Source organism: Amycolatopsis sp. NPDC059235 (genome assembly GCF_042754125.1).
Lineage (GTDB): Bacteria > Actinomycetota > Actinomycetes > Mycobacteriales > Pseudonocardiaceae > Amycolatopsis > Amycolatopsis albidoflava.
The window spans coordinates 15,243-33,674 of the sequence record NZ_JBHZAG010000075.1 but is presented as its reverse complement, the minus strand read 5'-3'; the positions used below and the strand labels follow the sequence as shown (position 1 = coordinate 33,674).

At 70.2% G+C, this 18,432-nt stretch carries 17 protein-coding genes; 8 read left to right on the top strand and 9 right to left on the bottom strand.

Annotated features, from left to right (window positions below):
* Positions 1-11 precede the first annotated feature (11 nt).
* Both ACFXI3_RS35465 and ACFXI3_RS35460 read right to left on the bottom strand, forming a co-directional pair.
* Positions 12-638, bottom strand: coding sequence for an AmiS/UreI family transporter (locus ACFXI3_RS35465; RefSeq protein WP_378405549.1), 627 nt, complete (start codon positions 636-638; stop codon positions 12-14).
* A gap of 88 nt (positions 639-726) precedes the next feature.
* The gene (locus tag ACFXI3_RS35460; protein WP_344282987.1) at positions 727-1,797 is read right to left on the bottom strand and encodes a substrate-binding domain-containing protein; all 1,071 of its coding nucleotides are present in this window, start codon (positions 1,795-1,797) and stop codon (positions 727-729) included.
* Positions 1,798-1,891: 94 nt separating this feature from the next.
* Here ACFXI3_RS35460 and ACFXI3_RS35455 point away from each other — a divergent pair, with 94 nt between their 5' ends.
* Positions 1,892-2,299 (top strand): MarR family transcriptional regulator, encoded by a 408-nt coding sequence (locus ACFXI3_RS35455; protein WP_344282990.1) that lies wholly within the window; start codon positions 1,892-1,894, stop codon positions 2,297-2,299.
* Between the two features lie 5 nt (positions 2,300-2,304).
* Here ACFXI3_RS35455 and ACFXI3_RS35450 read toward each other — a convergent pair whose 3' ends face one another.
* Both ACFXI3_RS35450 and ACFXI3_RS35445 read right to left on the bottom strand, forming a co-directional pair.
* The gene (locus ACFXI3_RS35450) at positions 2,305-2,784 is read right to left on the bottom strand and encodes a hypothetical protein (RefSeq protein WP_378405546.1); all 480 of its coding nucleotides are present in this window, start codon (positions 2,782-2,784) and stop codon (positions 2,305-2,307) included.
* A 76-nt stretch (positions 2,785-2,860) separates the two neighbouring features.
* Entirely contained in the window at positions 2,861-3,607 is a 747-nt protein-coding gene (locus tag ACFXI3_RS35445; RefSeq protein ID WP_344282996.1) for a helix-turn-helix domain-containing protein, read from the bottom strand.
* A 106-nt stretch (positions 3,608-3,713) separates the two neighbouring features.
* Between ACFXI3_RS35445 and ACFXI3_RS35440 the strand changes: the two genes are divergently transcribed.
* Both ACFXI3_RS35440 and ACFXI3_RS35435 read left to right on the top strand, forming a co-directional pair.
* Positions 3,714-4,835 carry a CaiB/BaiF CoA transferase family protein gene (locus ACFXI3_RS35440; RefSeq protein WP_378405573.1) on the top strand — a complete coding sequence of 374 codons (1,122 nt, stop codon included), beginning with the start codon at positions 3,714-3,716 and terminating at the stop codon, positions 4,833-4,835.
* Positions 4,832-6,022, top strand: coding sequence for an acyl-CoA dehydrogenase family protein (locus ACFXI3_RS35435; protein WP_354747581.1), 1,191 nt, complete (start codon positions 4,832-4,834; stop codon positions 6,020-6,022). The genes ACFXI3_RS35440 and ACFXI3_RS35435 overlap by 4 nt, the downstream gene beginning before the upstream one ends.
* Here the strand turns inward: ACFXI3_RS35435 and ACFXI3_RS35430 are convergent.
* From ACFXI3_RS35430 to ACFXI3_RS35410, 5 genes are all read right to left on the bottom strand, one after another.
* Positions 5,989-7,179 carry an MFS transporter gene (locus ACFXI3_RS35430; protein ID WP_378405544.1) on the bottom strand — a complete coding sequence of 397 codons (1,191 nt, stop codon included), beginning with the start codon at positions 7,177-7,179 and terminating at the stop codon, positions 5,989-5,991. The two genes, ACFXI3_RS35435 and ACFXI3_RS35430, sit on opposite strands and share 34 nt — an antisense overlap.
* Entirely contained in the window at positions 7,176-7,664 is a 489-nt protein-coding gene (locus ACFXI3_RS35425) for a carboxymuconolactone decarboxylase family protein (RefSeq protein WP_344283005.1), read from the bottom strand. Before ACFXI3_RS35425 ends, ACFXI3_RS35430 begins: the two co-directional genes overlap by 4 nt.
* Before the next feature lie 48 nt (positions 7,665-7,712).
* Positions 7,713-9,104 carry a PLP-dependent aminotransferase family protein gene (locus ACFXI3_RS35420; protein ID WP_378405542.1) on the bottom strand — a complete coding sequence of 464 codons (1,392 nt, stop codon included), beginning with the start codon at positions 9,102-9,104 and terminating at the stop codon, positions 7,713-7,715.
* Between the two features lie 39 nt (positions 9,105-9,143).
* Positions 9,144-10,088 carry an ATP-dependent 6-phosphofructokinase gene (locus ACFXI3_RS35415; protein ID WP_378405540.1) on the bottom strand — a complete coding sequence of 315 codons (945 nt, stop codon included), beginning with the start codon at positions 10,086-10,088 and terminating at the stop codon, positions 9,144-9,146.
* Between the two features lie 109 nt (positions 10,089-10,197).
* The gene (locus ACFXI3_RS35410; RefSeq protein WP_344283014.1) at positions 10,198-12,333 is read right to left on the bottom strand and encodes a phosphocholine-specific phospholipase C; all 2,136 of its coding nucleotides are present in this window, start codon (positions 12,331-12,333) and stop codon (positions 10,198-10,200) included.
* Between the two features lie 382 nt (positions 12,334-12,715).
* Here ACFXI3_RS35410 and ACFXI3_RS35405 point away from each other — a divergent pair, with 382 nt between their 5' ends.
* Genes ACFXI3_RS35405 through ACFXI3_RS35385 form a run of 5 tightly spaced genes read left to right on the top strand, consistent with a single transcriptional unit; the run spans position 12,716 to position 18,418 of the window.
* On the top strand, positions 12,716-13,258 hold the full coding sequence (locus ACFXI3_RS35405) for a YbaB/EbfC family nucleoid-associated protein (protein ID WP_378405538.1): 543 nt from the start codon (positions 12,716-12,718) through the stop codon (positions 13,256-13,258).
* Positions 13,259-13,271: 13 nt separating this feature from the next.
* On the top strand, positions 13,272-13,604 hold the full coding sequence (locus tag ACFXI3_RS35400) for a type VII secretion target (RefSeq protein ID WP_378405537.1): 333 nt from the start codon (positions 13,272-13,274) through the stop codon (positions 13,602-13,604).
* A complete protein-coding gene (locus ACFXI3_RS35395; RefSeq protein WP_378405536.1) occupies positions 13,601-17,470 on the top strand; it encodes a DUF6531 domain-containing protein in 3,870 nt (1,289 codons plus the stop codon). Before ACFXI3_RS35400 ends, ACFXI3_RS35395 begins: the two co-directional genes overlap by 4 nt.
* Positions 17,421-17,885, top strand: a complete 465-nt coding sequence (locus ACFXI3_RS35390) for an RHS repeat-associated core domain-containing protein (protein WP_378405571.1) — start codon at positions 17,421-17,423, stop codon at positions 17,883-17,885. Before ACFXI3_RS35395 ends, ACFXI3_RS35390 begins: the two co-directional genes overlap by 50 nt.
* Complete coding sequence (locus ACFXI3_RS35385; protein ID WP_378405534.1) at positions 17,873-18,418, top strand: hypothetical protein; 546 nt, start codon at positions 17,873-17,875, stop codon at positions 18,416-18,418. The genes ACFXI3_RS35390 and ACFXI3_RS35385 overlap by 13 nt, the downstream gene beginning before the upstream one ends.
* Positions 18,419-18,432 lie beyond the last annotated feature (14 nt).

The following is an 18,432-nucleotide window of genomic DNA, read 5'->3' as shown; positions in this document are numbered from 1 at the left end:
TGGATGGAGGGTCAGGCCGCGGCCGCCGCGCGGTCGTGGACGGAGCGGAGCCTGCCGCGGAATCCGAGCACCGCGGCGAGGGCGACGAGGAGGACGGCGACCGCCGCCGCGATGAGCGCGGTGGCGCCGGTGGAGCGGTAGCCGCCGGTGAGCGCGAGGAACGCGGGCAGCGTGCAGGTCGGCTGGCTCAACAGGACGGTCGTCCAGCCGGTGAACCGGGTCAGCTCCTCGCGGCCGAGCCCGAGCACGAGGAAGAACAGGCCCCACAACAGAGCCCAGGAAAGCCAGATGACGCCGAACACCGGATCGTGCTGCCGCCAGAACGCCAGGCCGGCGTACACGAGCGCGGCGCCCGCGACGAACAGCGAGAACCAGCCGATGCCCTCGGGTTCGAGCCCGGCGAGGTTCGCGATCCCGACGTACAGATAGGTGAAGCCGAACAGGAACAGCCCGGACGCGCCGAGGATCGCTTCGGAATCCCCGTGCGCCTGGATGATCAGCACCGTCGGCGTCACGCACTGCAGCCCGCCCACGAACAGATTCAGCGCGGCGGCCGACCGCGCGGGCACGCGCCCGAGCAGCATCAGCCCGTTGACCAGCAGTACCGCCCCGACGTAGAGCAGGCCGACGTTGTTCATCGCACGCTCCTCAGTTGGTACCAGATGAAATACTGTCAAGTGAAAATAAATGGACAGGAGGCGGCCGTCAAGACCGGAGCGGGACGGGTCAGAGCCGGGTGATCGGATCGAAGTCGCAGCCGTGCGCGGCGGCGAGGTGCACGTGCTGCGCGGCTTGCTGGCCGTGGAATTCGACCGTGCCGCGCGGTCCGTCGTAGGCGACGCCGTCGATGGCGGCGTTCAGCGCGCGCATGTCCGGAGTGCCCGCGCGGCGGGCGAGTTCGGCGAGCGTATGCAAGCCCTCGTAACAGGATTCGGCCGCGTTGTTGAGCGGCGGCGCGGCCGGGCCGTGCAGGCGGACGTAGCGGCCGAGCAGGTCCATCGCGTCCGCGGTGACGAGGGAGCGGAAGTACGCGGCGGACGCGAAGAGGTTGTGGGTCGCTTCGGCTCCGCTGGCGAGCAGCATGTTTTCTTCCATCAGCGGGCTGAAGCGCAGCATCTGCTCGTGGAGGCCGCGCGCGGCGAACGTGCGGTTGAACCGGACCGCGTCCTGTCCGACGAACAGCATGAGAACGCCGTCGCACGCCGACGTTTCGACGCGGCGCACGAGCCGCGCCATGTCGCCGGAACCGAGCCCGACGAACGCTTCGCCGGCGATCTGGAGATCGAGTTCCCTTGCGTAGCGCCGGATCGCGTTCGCGGAACCGCGCGGCCACACGTAATCGTCGCCCGCCACGAACCAGCTGCGCGCGCCGCAATTGTCGCGCAGCCACCGCAGCGCGGGCTGGATCTGCACGCGCGGCACTTCGCCGGAACAGTAGATGCCAGAACGGCTTTCGCCGCCTTCGTACAGTGACGTGTATACGTACGGCACACGGTCGGCGAGCACCGGGGCGAGCGCGTTGCGGACTGAAGAAATGTGCCAACCGGTGACCGCGTCGATCTCGCCCGCGTCGACCAATCGCCGCACGGACGACGCGACCTGGGCGGGAGGAGCGCCGCCGTCGACGACTTCCAGCGTCACCTCGCGGCCGAGGATTCCGCCCGCGTCGTTGAGTTCCCGGACCGCGAGTTCGCTGATCGCCTCGCACGAAGGCCCGAAAAGGCCCGCCGGTCCCTGCAGCGGGACGACCAGCGCGACGCGCAACGCGCTCGCGCGGCTGGCGACTCCGAGTCCCATGCCGGCTCCGGGCTTCTTTGCCGGTTGACTTGCTTCCATTTGGAAGTCTTACAATGCGGAGGCATTTGCGCAAGGGCGGAACGAGGGCGGGCGGATGAGGCAGGCACAGGCGGCCGAGGCGTCGTTGATCCGCGCACTCACCCGCACCGCACGCGCGGTCACACTGCGGATCGAGCCGCTGCTCAAAGAAGAGGGCCTGTCCCTCGACGGCTGGCTGGTCCTGGACGCGCTCGCCGGAGGCGACGGCCTCACGATGACCGAACTCGCCGGGCACACGCTGGTCACCGGGCCGACGCTGACCCGCGTGGTCGACCGGCTGGTCACCACCGCGGCGGCGTATCGCGAGGTGGACGCGGAGGACCGGCGGCGGGTCCGGGTGTATCTCGCGCCGCGCGGACGCAGTGCGCATCAGCGGGCGACGGCCCGGCTGGCCGAGGTGGAACGCGAACTGGATCCGGACGGCGGCGTGCTGGCGAAGCTGTCGGACGTCGAGGTCGAGTAAGGCGTTCAGTCCCGGCGTTGTGCCCACGGCGTGCGGAAGGCGACGAGGCTGCCGAGCAAGACCAGGGCGAGCAGTGCCGCGCCGCCGTCGGTGATCACGGACGGGAGGATTCCCGCTGGTCCGTAGAGGGTGACGGACGCGTCGAAGACCGCGGGCGGGATCGCGAAGACACCGGCGGCTTGGGTGACGTTGACGGCCACGACGACCCAGAACGTCCATGTCCGGCCCCGCAGTGCGAGCAGGCCGACCGCGTTGCCGACGATGTAGAGGCAGCCGACTGTGCGAAGCCCGATCAGGAATCCCGGCGCGTCGGACGCGCTGGCCCCGGCCGACTGCAGCGCGAGGCGAAGCATGTCGAGGTCGATGACGAGAAAGTTCTGCAGGATCGTGCCGACGGTGAACACCAGCGAGCAGACGGCAGTGGCGATTTGCAGCGGACGAGTCCACGCGGTCGGGCGGAACCTCCGGACAAGCGTGTGCGACATGAGTCCAGCTTTGTCCGGTTCGTGCTTGAGGACATCCGGCACAAGCCCCGAATAGCGACCCCGGAATACCCTGAGACTAGGGCCGCTTCTGCCAACCGCGCTGATGCCGGGTCAGCACTTCGATCAGCTCGTCTTTGCGCGAGGCCACTTCGGTGTGGCTGCCCATGATCCCGACCGCGGCGACCGTCCGGCCGTCCTCCACGACCGCGACCGACACGCCGTCCGCCTCGGTCGAAGCACTGGGCGCGGCGACCAGGCCCTCGGCTTGGATCCGGGTCAGGTCTTGGAGAAAACGCTCGACCAATTCGGCGTCCGAAGGCGGCAGCGCGCCGATCTGCGGCCACAGATCGCGGTTTTCCATGGCTGCCAACAGGATCCAGCCAGTCGACGTGCGGATCGGCGAGCGGCGCACGAAACCCTCGGCGAGATAGGCGTACCGCGGGTCGTGCGAGGCGTAGTCGACGTAATAAAGGTCGCTGCCCACCATGATCGCCAGCACCGCGGTCATCCCGGTTTCCTCGTGCAGCGCTTCGAGATCCTCGTGCGACACCGTCGTCACCGTGGGGCGGCCGACGAGGCGGATGAGCAGGAACGGGGCCGGGCCGAGGGAGTAGCGGCGGTCGTGCTCGTCGAGGTAGCCGGTCGCGACGAGGCCGTTGACCAGGCCCTGGATCGAGCTCATCGGCGCGTCGAGCTCGCGGGCGAACTCGGTGAGCGTGACCCCGTGCCGGGAGCGCGCGGCCCGCTCCAGGATGGTCGACACCCGGTCGATCATCCGGTGGTGCGGCCTCGGGCGGCCGTCCGGCGTGGGGTGCGTCGGCATCGGTGCTTTCTCTCCTCGGGTGATCGGGAACTCTACCCGGACCTGCGGGTTGCGTAAATACGTATTTTGATGCCAGTATGCGTAGCGAGGAGGTGCGCTCGTGAGCATGCCACTGGACGGTGTCGTCGTCGCGGATTTCAGCCGGGTGCTGGCCGGTCCGCTGGCGTGCGTGAACCTGGCCGACCTCGGGGCGAGGGTGATCAAGGTCGAACGACCCGGTGCCGGGGACGACACCCGCGGCTGGGGACCGCCGTGGACGGCGCACTCCAGCTCGTACTTCGAATGCGCGAACCGGTCCAAGCAGTCCGTGGTGCTCGATCTCGGCGATCCGGACGACCTGGTCTTGGCGCGCGAACTCGCCAGCCGCGCCGACGTGCTCGTGGAGAACTTCCGGTCCGGCGCGCTGGGGCGGCGCGGGCTCGACTACGAATCCGTCCGCGTGGGTAATCCGGGCATTGTGTACTGCTCGGTTTCCGGCTTCGGCGGCGACGCGGACCTGCCCGGCTACGACTTCCTCGTGCAGGCGATGGGCGGCTTGATGAGCATCACCGGCACCGACGAACCGGCGAAGGTCGGCGTGGCGCTGGTGGACGTGCTCGCCGCGAAGGACGCCACCATCGGCATTCTCGCCGCGTTGCGCGCCCGCGAGCAGACCGGACGCGGCCAGCGGGTCGAGGTGAATCTGCTGTCCAGTTTGCTCGGTTCGATGGCCAACCAAGCCTCTTCGTACCTGACGACCGGACGCGCGCCGCAGCGGATGGGCAACTCGCATCCCTCGATCGCGCCGTACGAAACGTTGCGCTGCAAGGACGACGTGCTCGCGCTCGCCTGCGGCAACGACGGGCAGTTCCGTCGGCTTGCCGAAGTGCTGGGCGTTCCGGAGCTGGCCGACGACGAGCGGTTCGCGACGAATGCCGAACGCGTCCGCAATCGTCCGGAGCTGAGGGCCGCGCTCGAACAGCAGCTCGGCACCGACACGGTGGTCGCTTGGGCCGCGCGGCTGACCGAGGTCGGCGTGCCCGCTGGTCCGGTCGGCGATCTCGCGGACGGGTTCAGGCTCGCGGAATCGCTCGGTCTCGCCCCCACCGTGCCGGTCGGCGATTCGCCGCCCCAGGTCCGCCATCCGATCGGCTACTCGGACACGCCGGTCGCCCGCTACACCGCCCCGCCCCGGCTGGGGCAGCACAGCGACGAGATTCGCCGCTGGCTCGCAGAGGAGAAGAAATGAGCGCCACGAAGTCCCTGCCGCCGCTGGACCCCCGCGACCCCGCCGGGCTCAACGACCTGTTCACCGAGGACGAGAAGGCGATCGCGGCCGCGGTCCGCCGGGTCTGCTCCGAGCGGATCGACCCGTACGTCGGCGACTGGTTCGAGCGCGGCGAGCTGCCCGACGTCCGCGGTCTCGCGAAGGACCTGGGGTCGCTCGGGGTGCTCGGCATGCACCTGGAGGGCTACGGCTGCGCGGGGATGTCGGCGACCGAGTACGGGCTCGCGTGCCTGGAGCTGGAGGCGACCGACTCGGGCATCCGCTCGCTGGTGTCGGTGCAGGGATCGCTCGCGATGTTCGCGATCTGGAAGTGGGGTTCGGAGGAGCAGAAGCAGCAGTGGCTCCCGTCGATGGCGGCGGGCGAGGCGATCGGCTGCTTCGGCCTGACCGAACCGGACGCCGGCTCGGACCCGGGCAGCATGCGCACCCGCGCGCGGCGCGACGGTGACGACTGGGTACTCGACGGCCGGAAGATGTGGATTACCAACGGAAGCGTCGCCGACGTCGCCGTGGTGTGGGCGCAGACCGACAAGGGCGTGCGCGGTTTCGTGGTGCCCACCGACACTCCGGGCTTCTCGGCGCCGGAGATCAAGCACAAGCTGTCGTTGCGCGCTTCGATCACCAGTGAACTCGTTCTCGACGGCGTGCGGCTGCCCGCGGACGCGGTGCTCCCGGAGGTCACTGGGCTGAAGGGGCCGTTGAGCTGTCTCAACGAAGCCCGCTTCGGCATCGTGTGGGGTTCGGTCGGCGCGGCGCGTTCTTGCTTGCAGGCGGCGATGTCGTACGCCGAGGACCGCACGCAGTTCGGGAAGCCGATCTCCGCGTTCCAGCTGACGCAGCAGAAACTTGTCGACATGACGCTCGAGTACACGAAGGCGTTGCTGCTCGCGATCCACTTGGGACGGCGCAAGGACGCCGGCGTGCTGCGGCCGGAACAGGTCAGCCTCGGCAAGCTGAACAACGTCCGCGAGGCGATCGAGATCTGCCGCACCGCGCGCACGATCCTCGGCGCGAACGGGATTTCGCTGGAGTACCCGGTGATCCGGCACATGAACAACCTCGAATCGGTGCTCACCTACGAGGGCACCGTGGAGATGCACACGCTGGTGGTGGGTCAGGCGATCACCGGGCAGTCCGCTTTCCGCTGAGGTTTGCGCCGAGGGACGGCCATGGCCGCCAGCGCGGCGGCCGCGGCCAGCATCCCGAGCCCGGCGAGCGTCCAGCCGAGGAAGCCGAACGTCAGCACGAGCGGGACCAGCACGATCGGCCCGGTGATGCGCGCGAGCGCGGTGCTGGTGGCGAACAGCGCTTGGTATTGGCCCTGATGTCCTTCGGGTGCAAGGCTGAACGCGAGGTGCCAGGCACCGGCGGAGGCGGTCGTTTCGGCGACGGTGAGCAGGAGCGCGCCCACTAGCGCCAGGACCACCGGGTGCGCGGAAGCTCCGAGCGAGCCGAAGACGGAACAGGCGGCGATCAGGAAGATTCCGCCCACGGCAAGGGATCGGCGGGCCGTGCGGGCGTCGCGGACCTGTCGGCTGATCGGCAGCTGGAGGAGCACGACGAGCACGGTGTTGGCCAGCAGCACCACCGCGGAAGTCCATTGTGGAGCGGAACTGCGCATGACTATCCACAGTGGAAGGGTGACGCTGAGGATCGGCATGGTCAGCTGGGTGATCGCGGCCAGCACTGTCAGGGTGACGTAACGGCGGTCGCGCAAGGCTGGCCAGCCGGTCTGGCGTTCGGTGGGTGCGTCCGGCCCGGCGTGCAGGTACAGCGCGGTGGCGAAGACGAAAAGTCCAGCATCCACAACGAAAACGGTGACCGCGTTCGTGCCTGCGGCCAGGACGAGCGCGCCGATTCCGGAGCCCGCGCCGATGCCGATGTTGACGGCGGTGTGCAGCAGTGCGCGGGCCCGGACTCGGCCTTCGGGAGCCACCACGGTGGCGACGACGGCTTGGCGGCCCGCCGCGAGCGCGCTCTGCCCGCAGGCGAAGAGCGCGCACGCGGCGATGTACAGCGGAACAGTGTGCGCGACGGCGAAAAGCAGCAGGCCCGCGACCGCGGCGACGGTCGCCGCGGCGAGTGCGCGGCGGGCGCCGATCCGGTCCAGCAGCGTCCCGAACGGAACGGTGGTGGTCAGGCTCGTCGCGGCGCCGAGCGACAGCCCGAGCGCCACGATTCCCGCCGGCAGGCCGACCCGGGTGGTGAAGTGGACGGCGGACACGGCCAGCACCGCGCCGTCGCCCGCCGAGGTCAGGGCTTGTGCGGTGGCGAGCCGCCGAATCGCCGTGCGCGCGCTGGTCATGCCGGGCTGACCGACCAGCAGCGGGTCGACACGCCGACCGTGTTCCACATGTTGATCGCGGTGATGAGCGCGATCACCGCGGCCGCGCCCTCCTCGCCGAGTGCCTTGACGGCGTCGGAAACGGTCGACTCGGGCACGTGCGTTTCGGAGAGGCGCGTGACGTCCTCGGTGAGCGCGAACGCGGCCCGCTCGGCAGCGGTGAACAGGCCCGATTCCGCCCAGACGGCGAGCGCGTCGACCCGCTGAGCCGTGACGCCTTCCTTGCGCGCGGCCTGCGAGTGCATGTCGACGCAGTACGCGCAGCCGTTGATCTGGGAGGCGCGGAGGCGGACCAGTTCGCGCAGGCCCGGCTCGATGCCGGCGTGGTCGAGCTGCTGGGTCGCGGCGTCGTCCAAAGTGCTCATCGCACGGGAGAAAATCGGGGCCAGCGCGTCGAAATCGAGGCGCTGTGGGATCGGGACCAGAGTGGGGTTCGTCGTTGTCATGGACCTAGATTAGGTTGCGAATGGACCGAGTTCCTGGCCAATCTGTCGCTAGGAACTCAGTCCATTTGCCAGTGCGTCGGCGGCCAGGGCGAGGGCGCGGGCGGCTCGGGCGGACGACACCGCGCCGTAGCCGATGACGACCCCGGCGCGGTCCGGATCGCCGCCGGGCGCGCGATAGTCGGCAAGTCCTTCGAGGGCGACGCCGAACTGGCGGGCGGCGGCGAGCGTGCGTTCTTCGGCGGCCGCGTCCGGGAGTTCGACCAGGCATTGGAGACCGGCGGCCAGACCGCCTGGCCGCAGCTCCGGGGTGCGTTCGGCGAGGAGTCGGGCGAACAGTTCACGGCGGGTCCGGAAGGTGGCCCGGCGTCGGCGGACGGCGCGGTCGTACTCGTGGGAGTCGAGGAAGCGGGCGAGGACCTGCTGGTGCAGGCCGCTGGGCGTGACGCCGCTGAGGTTGCGCTGCCGGAGCAACTCGGGGAGAAGCTCGGGCGGGGCCACCGCCCACGCGACGCCGACCGCCGGGGCGAGGGCCTTGCTCGACGTGCCCAGGTAGACGACCCGGTCCGGCGCGAGGGCTTGGAGCGCGCCGATGCTGCGGCGGTCGTAGCGGAACTCGCCGTCGTAGTCGTCCTCCAGGATCAGCGCGTCGCGGGAGTTCGCCCATTCGATCGCGGCCCGGCGCCGTTCCGGGGACAGCGGCACTCCGGTGGGGAATTGGTGTGCCGGAGTGAGGAAGACGGCGTCCGCCTGGGTGTCCGCGAGGTCGGCGCCGTCGGAGTCGACCGGGATCGCGACGATCTCCAGCCCGGATTCGGCGATGATGCGCCGGTGCCGTTCGTGCCCGAACTCCTCGACGGCGATCCGCTTGCCGCCGCGGGCGCGAATGCTGCGGCAGGTCAACGAAAGCAGGTCGCCGAAGCCGCTGCCGATGAGGACTTCCGCCGCGGTGACCGCCACGCCGCGAGTCCGGGCGAGGTACCCGGCGAGGGTGTCGCGGAGTTCGGTCGCTCCTTCTGGCGGCGCGTAGGCGAACGCGGAGACCGGCATTTCCGCCAGCGCACGCCGGGTTTGCGCGCTCCATTGGCTGCGCGGGAAATCGCCAGCGTCCGCGAGGCCGCCGCGAAGCTCGTACTCCGGCGGCGATTGTCGTTGGGCCGCAACTGGTTGCGCCTGTCGAGGGAAGCCGGCGATCCAGGTCCCGGCTCCGACGCGGCTCTCCAGCCAGCCTTCGGCGGCGAGCCGGGAGTAGACCTCGGAAACGGTGCTGCGGGCGATGCCGAGGTCCGTGGCGAGCGCGCGCGAGGCGGGCAGCCGGGTGCCGACCGGAAGCCGGCCGTCGACCACCGCCGCACGCAGGGCGGTTTCGAGCGCGTGCGCGGGGCGGGTCGTGGAGACGGGCAGGTAGAGGTCGAGACCCTCGGCCACCGATGCGCGCTTCATGGCCGGACTTTAGCCTGGTGCGTCCACAGTGGGCAGACGTCAGCCGAGCAGCGCCTCGACTTCGCGGTACCGCGCGGGGGAGACCGTCTTCCGTCCAGCGGCCGCGGCCAGCGGGACGGTGCCGAGATCGGTGCCGCGCAGCGCGACCATGACGCCGGACTCGCCCGCGTGCACCGCGTCCGCCGCGCGCAGGCCGAACCGGGTGCCCAGTTCGCGGTCGGCCGCGGTCGGCCGTCCGCCGTCCTGGCTCACCGCGACCGCGCGGGCCTCTTTGCCGGTGTGCCGCGAAATCTCCTCGGACAGCCAGGTCGCGACGCCGTTCGGCACCGGGATCCCGTCCGGGAGCGCGCCTTCGGCGAGCACGACGATCGGCGCCCGGCCTCGCTCGAACCGCCGCGTCACCCGCGCCAGCACCTGGCTCAGGTCGAACGGGCGCTCCGGCCCGACGATCACGTCCGCGCCGCCCGCCAGCCCGGCGTGCAGGGCGATCCAGCCGGAATCGCGGCCGGAGACCTCGACGACCAGCGCGCGCTCGTGCGATTCGGCCGTGGTGCGGCACCGGTCGAGCGCGTCGGCGGCGACCTGCACCGCGGTGTCGAAGCCGAAGGTCGCGTCGGTCGCCATGACGTCATTGCGGATGGTCGCGGGAACGACGACGACCTGGACCCCGTCGGCGGCGAGTTTCGCCGCTCCGGCAACGGCGTCCTCCCCGCCGAGCACGACCAGCGCGTCGAGGCCGTGCAGCGAGTCGCCCGGCTTGACCGGGCCGCGCGACGAGCTGAGCAGCGGACGGTCGCGGGTCAGCGTCTCGTCGATTTCGCGAGGCCCGATCGGCACGGCGCGGTTCTCCCGCAGCCCCGCCCACCCGTCGCGAATCGCGACGATTTCCCAGCCGTACACCTGAATGCCCTTGCGAGCGAAGGCCCGGACCACCGCGTTCGATCCGGGGCAGTCGAGGTCGCCGGCCAGCATGCCGATCCGCATGAGGCGAGAGTGGCATGGCTGAATCGATGAAGCAAGCGGGACGCGGAAACGCCCGGCAGGGTCCACCCGGCCGGGCGTTTCCGTTCTCTTTAGTGGTCTTCCGAGGGGATTACCGTCGCGGACCGGGGTCGCTGAAGCTCGGACGGCCGGTCTCGTTGTGCCCGGCGAACCGGCGCAGGTAGCCCGGCGCGGCGGGGTCGGTCACCGAGATGTCGAACCAGCCGAACGCGGACGCCGTTTCGCACGGCACCCGCCGGGTTTCGCCCGGGCCGAGCACGATCGTCCGGGCGGCGCCGCGGCTGTAGTCGTTGCGCAGCTTCAGTTTCCGGCGCTGGCGGCCCGGGTTCGTGACGGTCAGCGTCAGCAGCGGGGCGCCGTAATTGTTGGTGGACACCGAAACCTCGGGTTCGGAGGTGTCCGCGGTGGTGCCGGTGAACTGGGCGAGGTAACCGTTCGCGCCGGTCACGCGAAGGTCGTAGTTGCCGTGCTCGTCGGTGCCCGGCGCGCCTTCCCAGATGTCGCTGACGGTGTCGTGCGCGGCGACCGTGTAGCGGCGGGGCGAATCGCCGTGCGCGTAGACGTAGAAGTACGCGCCCGCGGTGCCGTCGTTGGTGAACTGCACCGAAATCGAGCGGCCGTCGCGCTTTCCGGCGAGCTGCGAGGTGAACCGGTACGGCAGCGCCCGCGCGGGGCGGACGCCCGGCTCCTGCGTCGGCATGGTCTGCGGCAGCTTCACCGAGAACGGCTGGTTCTTGCTCGGCAGCGGGGTCGGCGTCGGCGTCGCGACCGGTTTGGTCTGCGGGCGGGAGAAGTCGAACGCCGAGGTGAGGTCGCCGCAGACGGAACGGCGCCACGCGCTGATGTTCGGCTCTGCCACGCCGAACCGGGCCTCGAGGAAGCGCAGCACCGAGGTGTGGTCGAAGGTTTCCGAGCAGACCCAGCCGCCGCGCGACCACGGCGACACGACGAGCATCGGCACGCGGGAGCCGAGCCCCGCCGGGTGCTTGCCGGTCAGCGGGACGCCGGCCGGTCCGCCGCCGGTGCCCTTCGGGAGCTTGTCGAAGTCGAGGGTCTCGTCGGGGAGGCTCGCCGCGAGCGAGCGCGAAACGAGGCCGTCCGTGCCGGGCCGGTTGACCAGCGGCGGCATCGGCGGGACGACGTGGTCGAACAGGCCGTCGTTCTCGTCGTAGTTGATGAAGAAGACGGTCTTGCTCCACACCTCGGGGTTGGAGACGAGCGCGTCGAGGACGAGGTTCAGGTAGTACGCGCCGTCGCTGGCGGACGCGGCGGCGTGCTCGCTGTACTGGTACGGCGGGACGATCCAGGTGACCTGCGGCAGCGTCCCGGCCTGCACGTCGGCGCGGAACTCCTTGAGCGTGTGCGTCGAAACGCCCTGCTCGACCAGCGGCCCGGACGCGCCTTCCTGGCGGTGGTACTTCGCGAAGAACTCGAGGCTGTTGTCGGTGTAGTTGTCCGTCGGCTGGCCGGGAATGCCGCTGCCGCCCTGGTAAAGCTTCCAGCTCACGCCGGCTTGCTGCAGGCGCTCGGGGTAGGTCGTCCAGCTGTAGCCGTTGGTGTCCGGCCGCTCCCAGAGGCCAGGCCCGTTCTGCTTGCTGCCGAGGCGGTTCTGCGTGTCGATCGTGCCGGACCACAGGAGGATCCGGTTCGGCGCGGTGTCCGCCGGGACGGAGCAGTGGTAGGCGTCGCAGATGGTGAACGCTTCGGCGAGCGCGTAGTGATACGGCAGCTCGGACCGCTGCTGATACGTCATGGTGAACACGTCCTGCTTTTCGTTCACCCAGCCGTCGTAACGCCCGCCGTTCCAGAGCGGTTCGCCACTGCCCCAGCCGTGGTGCGTGCCGGCGATGTGCTCGCTGGTGCGCAGCGCGTCGAGCGGGAACGGCAGGACGTACTCGGCGTCGTTCGGCAGCCCGCGCCCGTTGTAGCCGGAGGTGCGGACCTTCGCCGGCGGCTGGTAGAACACCGGCCGCCCGTTGGGCAGCAGGTGCGGCCGGGGGTCGCCGTAGCCGCGCACGCCGCGCATGGTGCCGAAGTAGTGGTCGAAGGACCGGTTCTCCTGCATGAGCACGACGACGTGCTCGACGTCCTCGATGGTGCCCGACCGGCGGGCCGGTTCGACCGCGAGAGCCTTCCCGATCGATCCCGGCAGCAGCCCGCCTGCCGCCGCGCCGGCCAGCGAAGCGCCTGCCATGCCGAGAAAATTCCGGCGACTCGTACCCGCCATGTTGCGTTCCTCCACGTGTCCGCGGCGAGACAGCGCCTTGCCCGGAGTTACCGGCCGCCGCTCGCCCGGGGGAGAGCATGAACGAGTTGAGTGTCCCGGATCTGGCGCGCGGGTGAATACTCCGTCCGGGGGCGGTTTGCCGTGGTCCGGCGCGGATTTTTGGTGATCTTGGCGACGGTGGATCCGGTGATCGTCCCGGCACTGTCCGCGACAGTGCGTGGTGCGCCGGGCGCGCGCCGGAAACGGGTTTCCGGACAAAAAAGGCATTGTTCCTTCTTGCCGCATAAGCACTTCGACTGAGCGGGCCGGGATGTGCTTTCCTGGCGGACGGCCTGGAACCTGGGGGTTCCGCCCGGCCCGGACGGAAGAAGGAGCACACACCATGAGCGATCCGTCGCCGAACGGGCCCGGCCCCGCCGCGCGGATCGACCAGATGGTCGCGCAGGCGAAAGCGAAAGCCGAGCGATACCAGGCGATGCAAGCCGCGGCCGGGCAGGTCTCGGTGACCGAGAGCGGCAAGGACGGCCTGGTCACCGTCACGGTCGATTCGTCGGGCAACGTCACCGATCTGCGCGTCTCGGACCGGATCCGGGAGCTCTCCGGCGACCGGATCGCGGCCGCGGTGCTCGGCGTCCTGCGGCGCGCGCAGTCGCGGCTCCCGGAACGGCTGGGCGAGGTCATGGCCGCCACGATCGGCGACGACCAGGCGACGGTGGACACGATCGTCGGCAATTACCGGGCCAGGTTCCCTGAACCCGAACCGGACGAACCGGAATCGCCGGATCCGGGGAACCAGGTCAAGCTCGGCGCACTCGAAGAGGAAGCGGGCGCGCCGGCGCCGAAACCGCCTCCGGTCCGCCGTCAGGCGGCCGATCCCGGCGACGGGGACGACGACTTCGGCCAATCGTTCATGACACGGGGATGAGCGCGGGGGGACGATGGCAGACAACGGTTCCGGCGGCTACCAGGTCCATCCGGACGAACTGGCCACGCACGCGAAGGCGGTCGAACAGGTCGGCAACACGCTGGGGCAGGCGCTGTCCGCGGCCGAACAGGTGACCATGGGCGTGCAGGCCTACGGCATGATCTGCGGCCCGTTGTTCGTGCCGATCGTGCTCGCGGTGAGCGCACCCGGCCTCGCCACGCTCGGGCTCGCGTCCGAGGCGATGAGCGAGGTCTCCGGCGCGGTGAACACGGCGGTCACGACCTATCAGACCGCGGAGCAGAACCACGCGCAGGCCATCGACAAACTGGGGAAGAAGCTTTCATGAGCAATCCGCTGGTGGCGCAGCGGCAGGATTCGACGACCTGGCATTCCGGGATCAGCGTTCTCGACGATGCCGCGGGCGTGTACGACGGCGTGCAGTCCGGTTCCTGGATCGAGGGCGGCATCTCCGCGCTCGGCGCGGGCCTGGACATGCTGACCATCGCGATGAATCCGGTCGGCACGCTGATCTCCTACGGGCTGAACTGGCTGATCGAGCACGTCAAGCCGTTGCAGGACGCGCTGAACCAGCTGGCGGGCGACGGCGACCAGATCGCGGCGTACTCGCAGACCTGGAAGAACGTCGGCGCCGCGACGCAGCAGGCGGCGAAGGACCTGGCCGAGACCGTGCGGAAGGACACCGCGAACTGGCGGGGCGGCGGCGCGGACGCGTACCGGGACAACCTGAAGAAGAAGATCGACCACATCAACGCCGCCGCGACGTGCGCGAACACGATCGGCACGGTGGTGGAGATCGTCGGCGTGGTCACCGCCGCGGTGCGCTGCCTCGTCCGGGACATGATCACCCAGGCGGTCGGCGACTTCATCCAGGACGCGCTGGAAGAGGTTTTCTCGCTCGGGCTCGGCACGCCGGTCGTGGTGGCGCAGGTGGTCGAGCAGGTGTCGGCGTGGATCGAGAAGATCGGCGCGCTGATCAAGAAGCTGATCACCTCGGTCGAGAAGCTGCGGCCGATGATGTCGAAGCTCGAAGAGATCTTCGGCTCGATCAAGAAGGTGCTGTCCGACCTCCACGGCAAGCCGGGCGAGGGCGGCGACGCGACCCATGTCTCGTCCGCGGACGAGCCGCACACCCCGGCGGGCAAGCCGTCGCACGGCGACGGAGCGCATCCGCCGGACGACGGAACCGCGCCCAGCGGCGCGGAACCCGGAGGCGGCGGCCCGCACGACGGGTCGGGGAAACCGGGAGAGCCGGGGGAGCCCAACGCCCGCGACAGCACCGATCCGGCGAAGGACGGGCGGCCCAACGACGGGAAGTGCACCGGCGGCGACCCGGTCGACCTCGCGACCGGCGAAATGCTGATGTCCCAGACGGATGTCGAGCTGCCCGGCGTGCTGCCGCTGGTGCTGCGCCGGACTCACCTGTCGAGTTACCGGCTCGGCCGTTCCTTCGGCTCGTCTTGGGCGTCCACAGTGGACCAAAGAGTCGAGCTGGACGAGAAGGGCGTCAGCTACGTGGGCGAGGACGGGGTCACCCTGACCTACCCGTTGCCCGCCGCGGACGGCTCGCCGGTCGTTCCTTCGCACGGCGTCCGCTGGCCGTTGCGTGCGCTGTCGGCCACCGAGTTCACCGTCACCAGCCCGGCCGACGGGCTGGTCCGGCATTTCCGCGCCGCGCCGGAAAACGTGGCTCCGCAACGGGTTCTGCTTTCCGCGATCGCCGACCGCAACGGGAATAGCGTCACCATCGCCCGGGACGCCGACGGCTTCCCGACTTCGATCGAGCACTCCGGCGGCTACCGCGTCGCGGTCGAAACGGTGGCCGGCCGCATCGTGGGATTGAGCCTGGCCCGCGCGTCCGGCGGCGACATTCCGCTGGCCAGCTACCAGTACGACACCGAGGGCAGACTGACGGCGGTCGGCAACTCCTCCGGACGAGCCCTGCGGTTCGAGTACGACCGGGCGGGCCGGGTCACCACGTGGACCGACCGCAACGGGCATTGGTACACCTACCACTACAACGAGGCGGGCCAGGTCGTCCGGACCGACGGCAGCGGCGGCGCGCTCGCCTGCTCGATCGGCTACGACGCCCGGAACCGGGTCACGACCTACCGCAATTCGCTCGGCGCGGTCAGCGTTTTCCAGTTCGACGCCGAATGGCAATTGGTGCGCCAGACCGACCCGCTCGGCGCGACCACCGCGTTCGAACGGGACAGCTTCGGCAGGATCACCGCGGAAACCGATCCGCTGGGGCACACCACGCGGCACGAGTACGGCCGGACCGAAGAACCTGTCCGGACCATCCATCCGGACGGCAGCGTCACCAGCACGGTCTGCGACGAGCACGGCCTGCCGGTCGCGGTGGTCGACGCCGACGGTGCACAGTGGACCTACCGGCGCGACGAGCGCGGCAATATCGTCGAGGAAACCGACCCGGCGGGCGCGGCGACCCGGTACGAGTACAACGAATCCGGCCACCTGCGGGCCGAAACCGACGCGCTGGGCAACGTCCGTCGCGTCGAGACCGACGCGCGCGGCCTGCCGGTGGCGCTGACCGACCCGCTCGGCCGGACCACGCGGATCGCGCGGGACGAGTTCGGCCGGATCACCGCGGAAACGGATCCGCTGGGCCACACCGTCCGGACCTGGTGGACGGTGGAGGGAAAGCCGCTGGCCCGGACTCGCGCGGACGGGACGGTCGAGCGCTGGCGGCACGACCCGGAGGGCAACTTCGCCGAGTACTCCGTGGGCGAGAGCCCGCTGTTGTCGGTCGCCACGACCCATTTCGACCTGCCTGCCGCGCAGATCGGCGCGGACGGCGGCCGGATCGACTTCGGCTACGACACCGAGCTGAACCTGACCTCGGTCACCAACGCACAGGGCTCGGTCTGGCGCTACGAGTACGACGCGGCGGGTTTCCTCTTCCGGGAGACGGATTTCAACGGACGCGTGACGACCTACGCGCGCGACGCGGCCGGCCGGCTCGCCGGGAAGACCAACGGAGCCGGGCAAAGCATCACCTACGAACGCGATGCCCGCGGCAACATCGTGGCGGCGCGATCGTCGACCGACACCCAGCGCTTCGCGTACGACCGGGCGGGCCGGCTGGTGTCGGCGGCGAACCGGGATTCGACCGTCGAGCTGACGAGAGATGTGCTCGGCCGCGTGCGGGCCGAGACGGTGAACGGCCGGACGGTCGAGTCGGAGTTCGACGCGCTCGGTCGCTGCGTCCGGCGGCGGACGCCGAGCGGCACCGTGACGACGTGGGAGTACGACGCCGCCGGGTCGCCGGTCTCGCTGCGCAACGGCAGCCGGATGCTGAGCTTCGGGTATGACGCGGCGGGCCGGGAAACTGTCCGGACGGCTCCGTCCGGCGTGCGGCTCGCCCAGTCGTGGGACCAGTCGGACCGGCTGGTCGGGCAGTCCGTGCTCGGTGGAGGCGACGACCCGGCGCGGCAGGTGCAGCACCGGACGTTCCGCTACCGGCCGGACGGCGGCGTCGTCGCCATGACCGACCGGATCCACGGCGCGCGCCAGTTCGACCTCGACGGATTCGGCCGGGTCACGCGGGTGCGCGGCGAGCGCTGGTCCGAGCAGTACGCCTACGACGAGGCGGGCAACCTCGCCGGCGAAGGCGCTGAGGCTTGGCGCAGCACCGGGACTTTGCTGCACGACGCGGGCGCGCTGCGCTATCAATACGACGCGCAGGGCAGGGTGGTGCGCAAGCAGCGCGGCGCCGAAGTGTGGCAGTACGACTGGAATGCCGACGACCAGCTGGTCGGCCTGGTCACCCCGGATCAGACCGGCTGGCGCTACCGCTACGACGCGCTGGGCAGGCGGATCGCGAAGGAACGGCACGTCGGCGGCCAGGTCGCCGAGCGGGTCGATTTCGTCTGGGACGGCACGACGCTCGCCGAGCAGACCACCGCCGGGCAGTCGCTGACCTGGGACTACGACCCGTCCTCGCACCGGCCGCTCGTGCAGGTGGAGCGACGGAGCACCGACGAGCGGTTCTACGCGATCGTCACCGACCTCGTCGGCGCGCCGACCGAATTGCTGGACGAGCACGGGGCAGTCGCGTGGTTCGGGCAGAACACGGTGTGGGGCAAGCCGATCGCGCACGGCGGCGACGACGACGACGCCGCTGCGCTTCCCCGGCCAGTACGCCGATCCCGAATCCGGGCTCAACTATAACTATTTCCGGTACTACGACCCGGAAACCGCTCGCTATTTCAGCGCCGACCCGGTGGGCCTCGCCGGCGGGTACTGGCCGCACAGCTACGTGCCCAACCCGCTGACCTGGCTCGACCCGCTCGGTCTTTCGCTGCTCGACGTCAGCAAGAACGGCGTGCGCATCGTGGTGCACGAGTACGACGTCGACAAGCCCGCGCACGCCCACGTCACCGGAGGCGGGGGCCGGGAGGTGCGGATCGGGCCGAACGGCCATCCGATCGACGGCCAGCCGGAGCTTTCCGGCAAGCAGCGGGCCGTGGTGGGAGAATACAAAAAAGAGGTACGGAAGGCTGTCCGCAAGCTCGGCAGGCGAAACCAGGCGGACGAAAAGGCCGAGGAAGAGCGGAAGCAGGCCGCAAAGGGATGTACGAAGTGACGACGTTGCGAGCCGATCTGACCGCGTTGTTCGAGAAGGCCGGGCTGACCGACGTCGAGGTCGACGCGGCGGTCGCGGACGAGCACGTCCGCTCCGCCGCCTACCGTCGCGTCATCGCGGCGGCCGTCGCGCCGGATCCCCGGGAACTGGCCGCGGTGCTGGTGCGGGATCCGGAACCGCTGACGGCCAAGACAGCGGTGGTGGAGCTGGTCGACCACGTCGCGGGGGAGACCGCCGACCCGGCCGAGTTCCGGCGCCCGGCGGCGGGAATCGTGGCGGAGGCGGACCGGCTGGCGCCGGAGAAGGACCGCGAATTCGTCCGGCAGCGGGTACGGGATTGGGAATTGTGGCTGGAGACCGAAAACGGCCGGGTCCCGGAGGTCGCCGACCTCGCCTCGGCGAGCGACTGGATGCAGCGGCGGCTGGCTGATTTCTCCGCTTCGCGGCAGGTGCTGGGATTGCTGGCTGAGCACGGGCGTACCAAGAAGATCCGGAACACCGCCGCGAACCGCGCCAAATCTGCCATGCCCTAGCCCGCATCCCGGCG

Bases quoted from the DNA above. Each gene is read 5' to 3' on its own strand.
- ACFXI3_RS35440 (WP_378405573.1), top strand. From the start codon at position 3,714: ATGCCACTGGACGGTGTCGTCGTCGCGGATTTCAGCCGGGTGCTGGCC.
- ACFXI3_RS35395 (WP_378405536.1), top strand. From the start codon at position 13,601: ATGAGCAATCCGCTGGTGGCGCAGCGGCAGGATTCGACGACCTGGCAT.
- ACFXI3_RS35455 (WP_344282990.1), top strand. From the start codon at position 1,892: ATGAGGCAGGCACAGGCGGCCGAGGCGTCGTTGATCCGCGCACTCACC.
- ACFXI3_RS35385 (WP_378405534.1), top strand. From the start codon at position 17,873: ATGTACGAAGTGACGACGTTGCGAGCCGATCTGACCGCGTTGTTCGAG.
- ACFXI3_RS35465 (WP_378405549.1), bottom strand. From the start codon at position 638: ATGAACAACGTCGGCCTGCTCTACGTCGGGGCGGTACTGCTGGTCAAC.
- ACFXI3_RS35435 (WP_354747581.1), top strand. From the start codon at position 4,832: ATGAGCGCCACGAAGTCCCTGCCGCCGCTGGACCCCCGCGACCCCGCC.
- ACFXI3_RS35420 (WP_378405542.1), bottom strand. From the start codon at position 9,104: ATGAAGCGCGCATCGGTGGCCGAGGGTCTCGACCTCTACCTGCCCGTC.
- ACFXI3_RS35460 (WP_344282987.1), bottom strand. From the start codon at position 1,797: ATGGGACTCGGAGTCGCCAGCCGCGCGAGCGCGTTGCGCGTCGCGCTG.
- ACFXI3_RS35445 (WP_344282996.1), bottom strand. From the start codon at position 3,607: ATGCCGACGCACCCCACGCCGGACGGCCGCCCGAGGCCGCACCACCGG.
- ACFXI3_RS35450 (WP_378405546.1), bottom strand. From the start codon at position 2,784: ATGTCGCACACGCTTGTCCGGAGGTTCCGCCCGACCGCGTGGACTCGT.
- ACFXI3_RS35430 (WP_378405544.1), bottom strand. From the start codon at position 7,179: ATGACCAGCGCGCGCACGGCGATTCGGCGGCTCGCCACCGCACAAGCC.
- ACFXI3_RS35425 (WP_344283005.1), bottom strand. From the start codon at position 7,664: ATGACAACGACGAACCCCACTCTGGTCCCGATCCCACAGCGCCTCGAT.
- ACFXI3_RS35410 (WP_344283014.1), bottom strand. From the start codon at position 12,333: ATGGCGGGTACGAGTCGCCGGAATTTTCTCGGCATGGCAGGCGCTTCG.
- ACFXI3_RS35400 (WP_378405537.1), top strand. From the start codon at position 13,272: ATGGCAGACAACGGTTCCGGCGGCTACCAGGTCCATCCGGACGAACTG.
- ACFXI3_RS35405 (WP_378405538.1), top strand. From the start codon at position 12,716: ATGAGCGATCCGTCGCCGAACGGGCCCGGCCCCGCCGCGCGGATCGAC.
- ACFXI3_RS35415 (WP_378405540.1), bottom strand. From the start codon at position 10,088: ATGCGGATCGGCATGCTGGCCGGCGACCTCGACTGCCCCGGATCGAAC.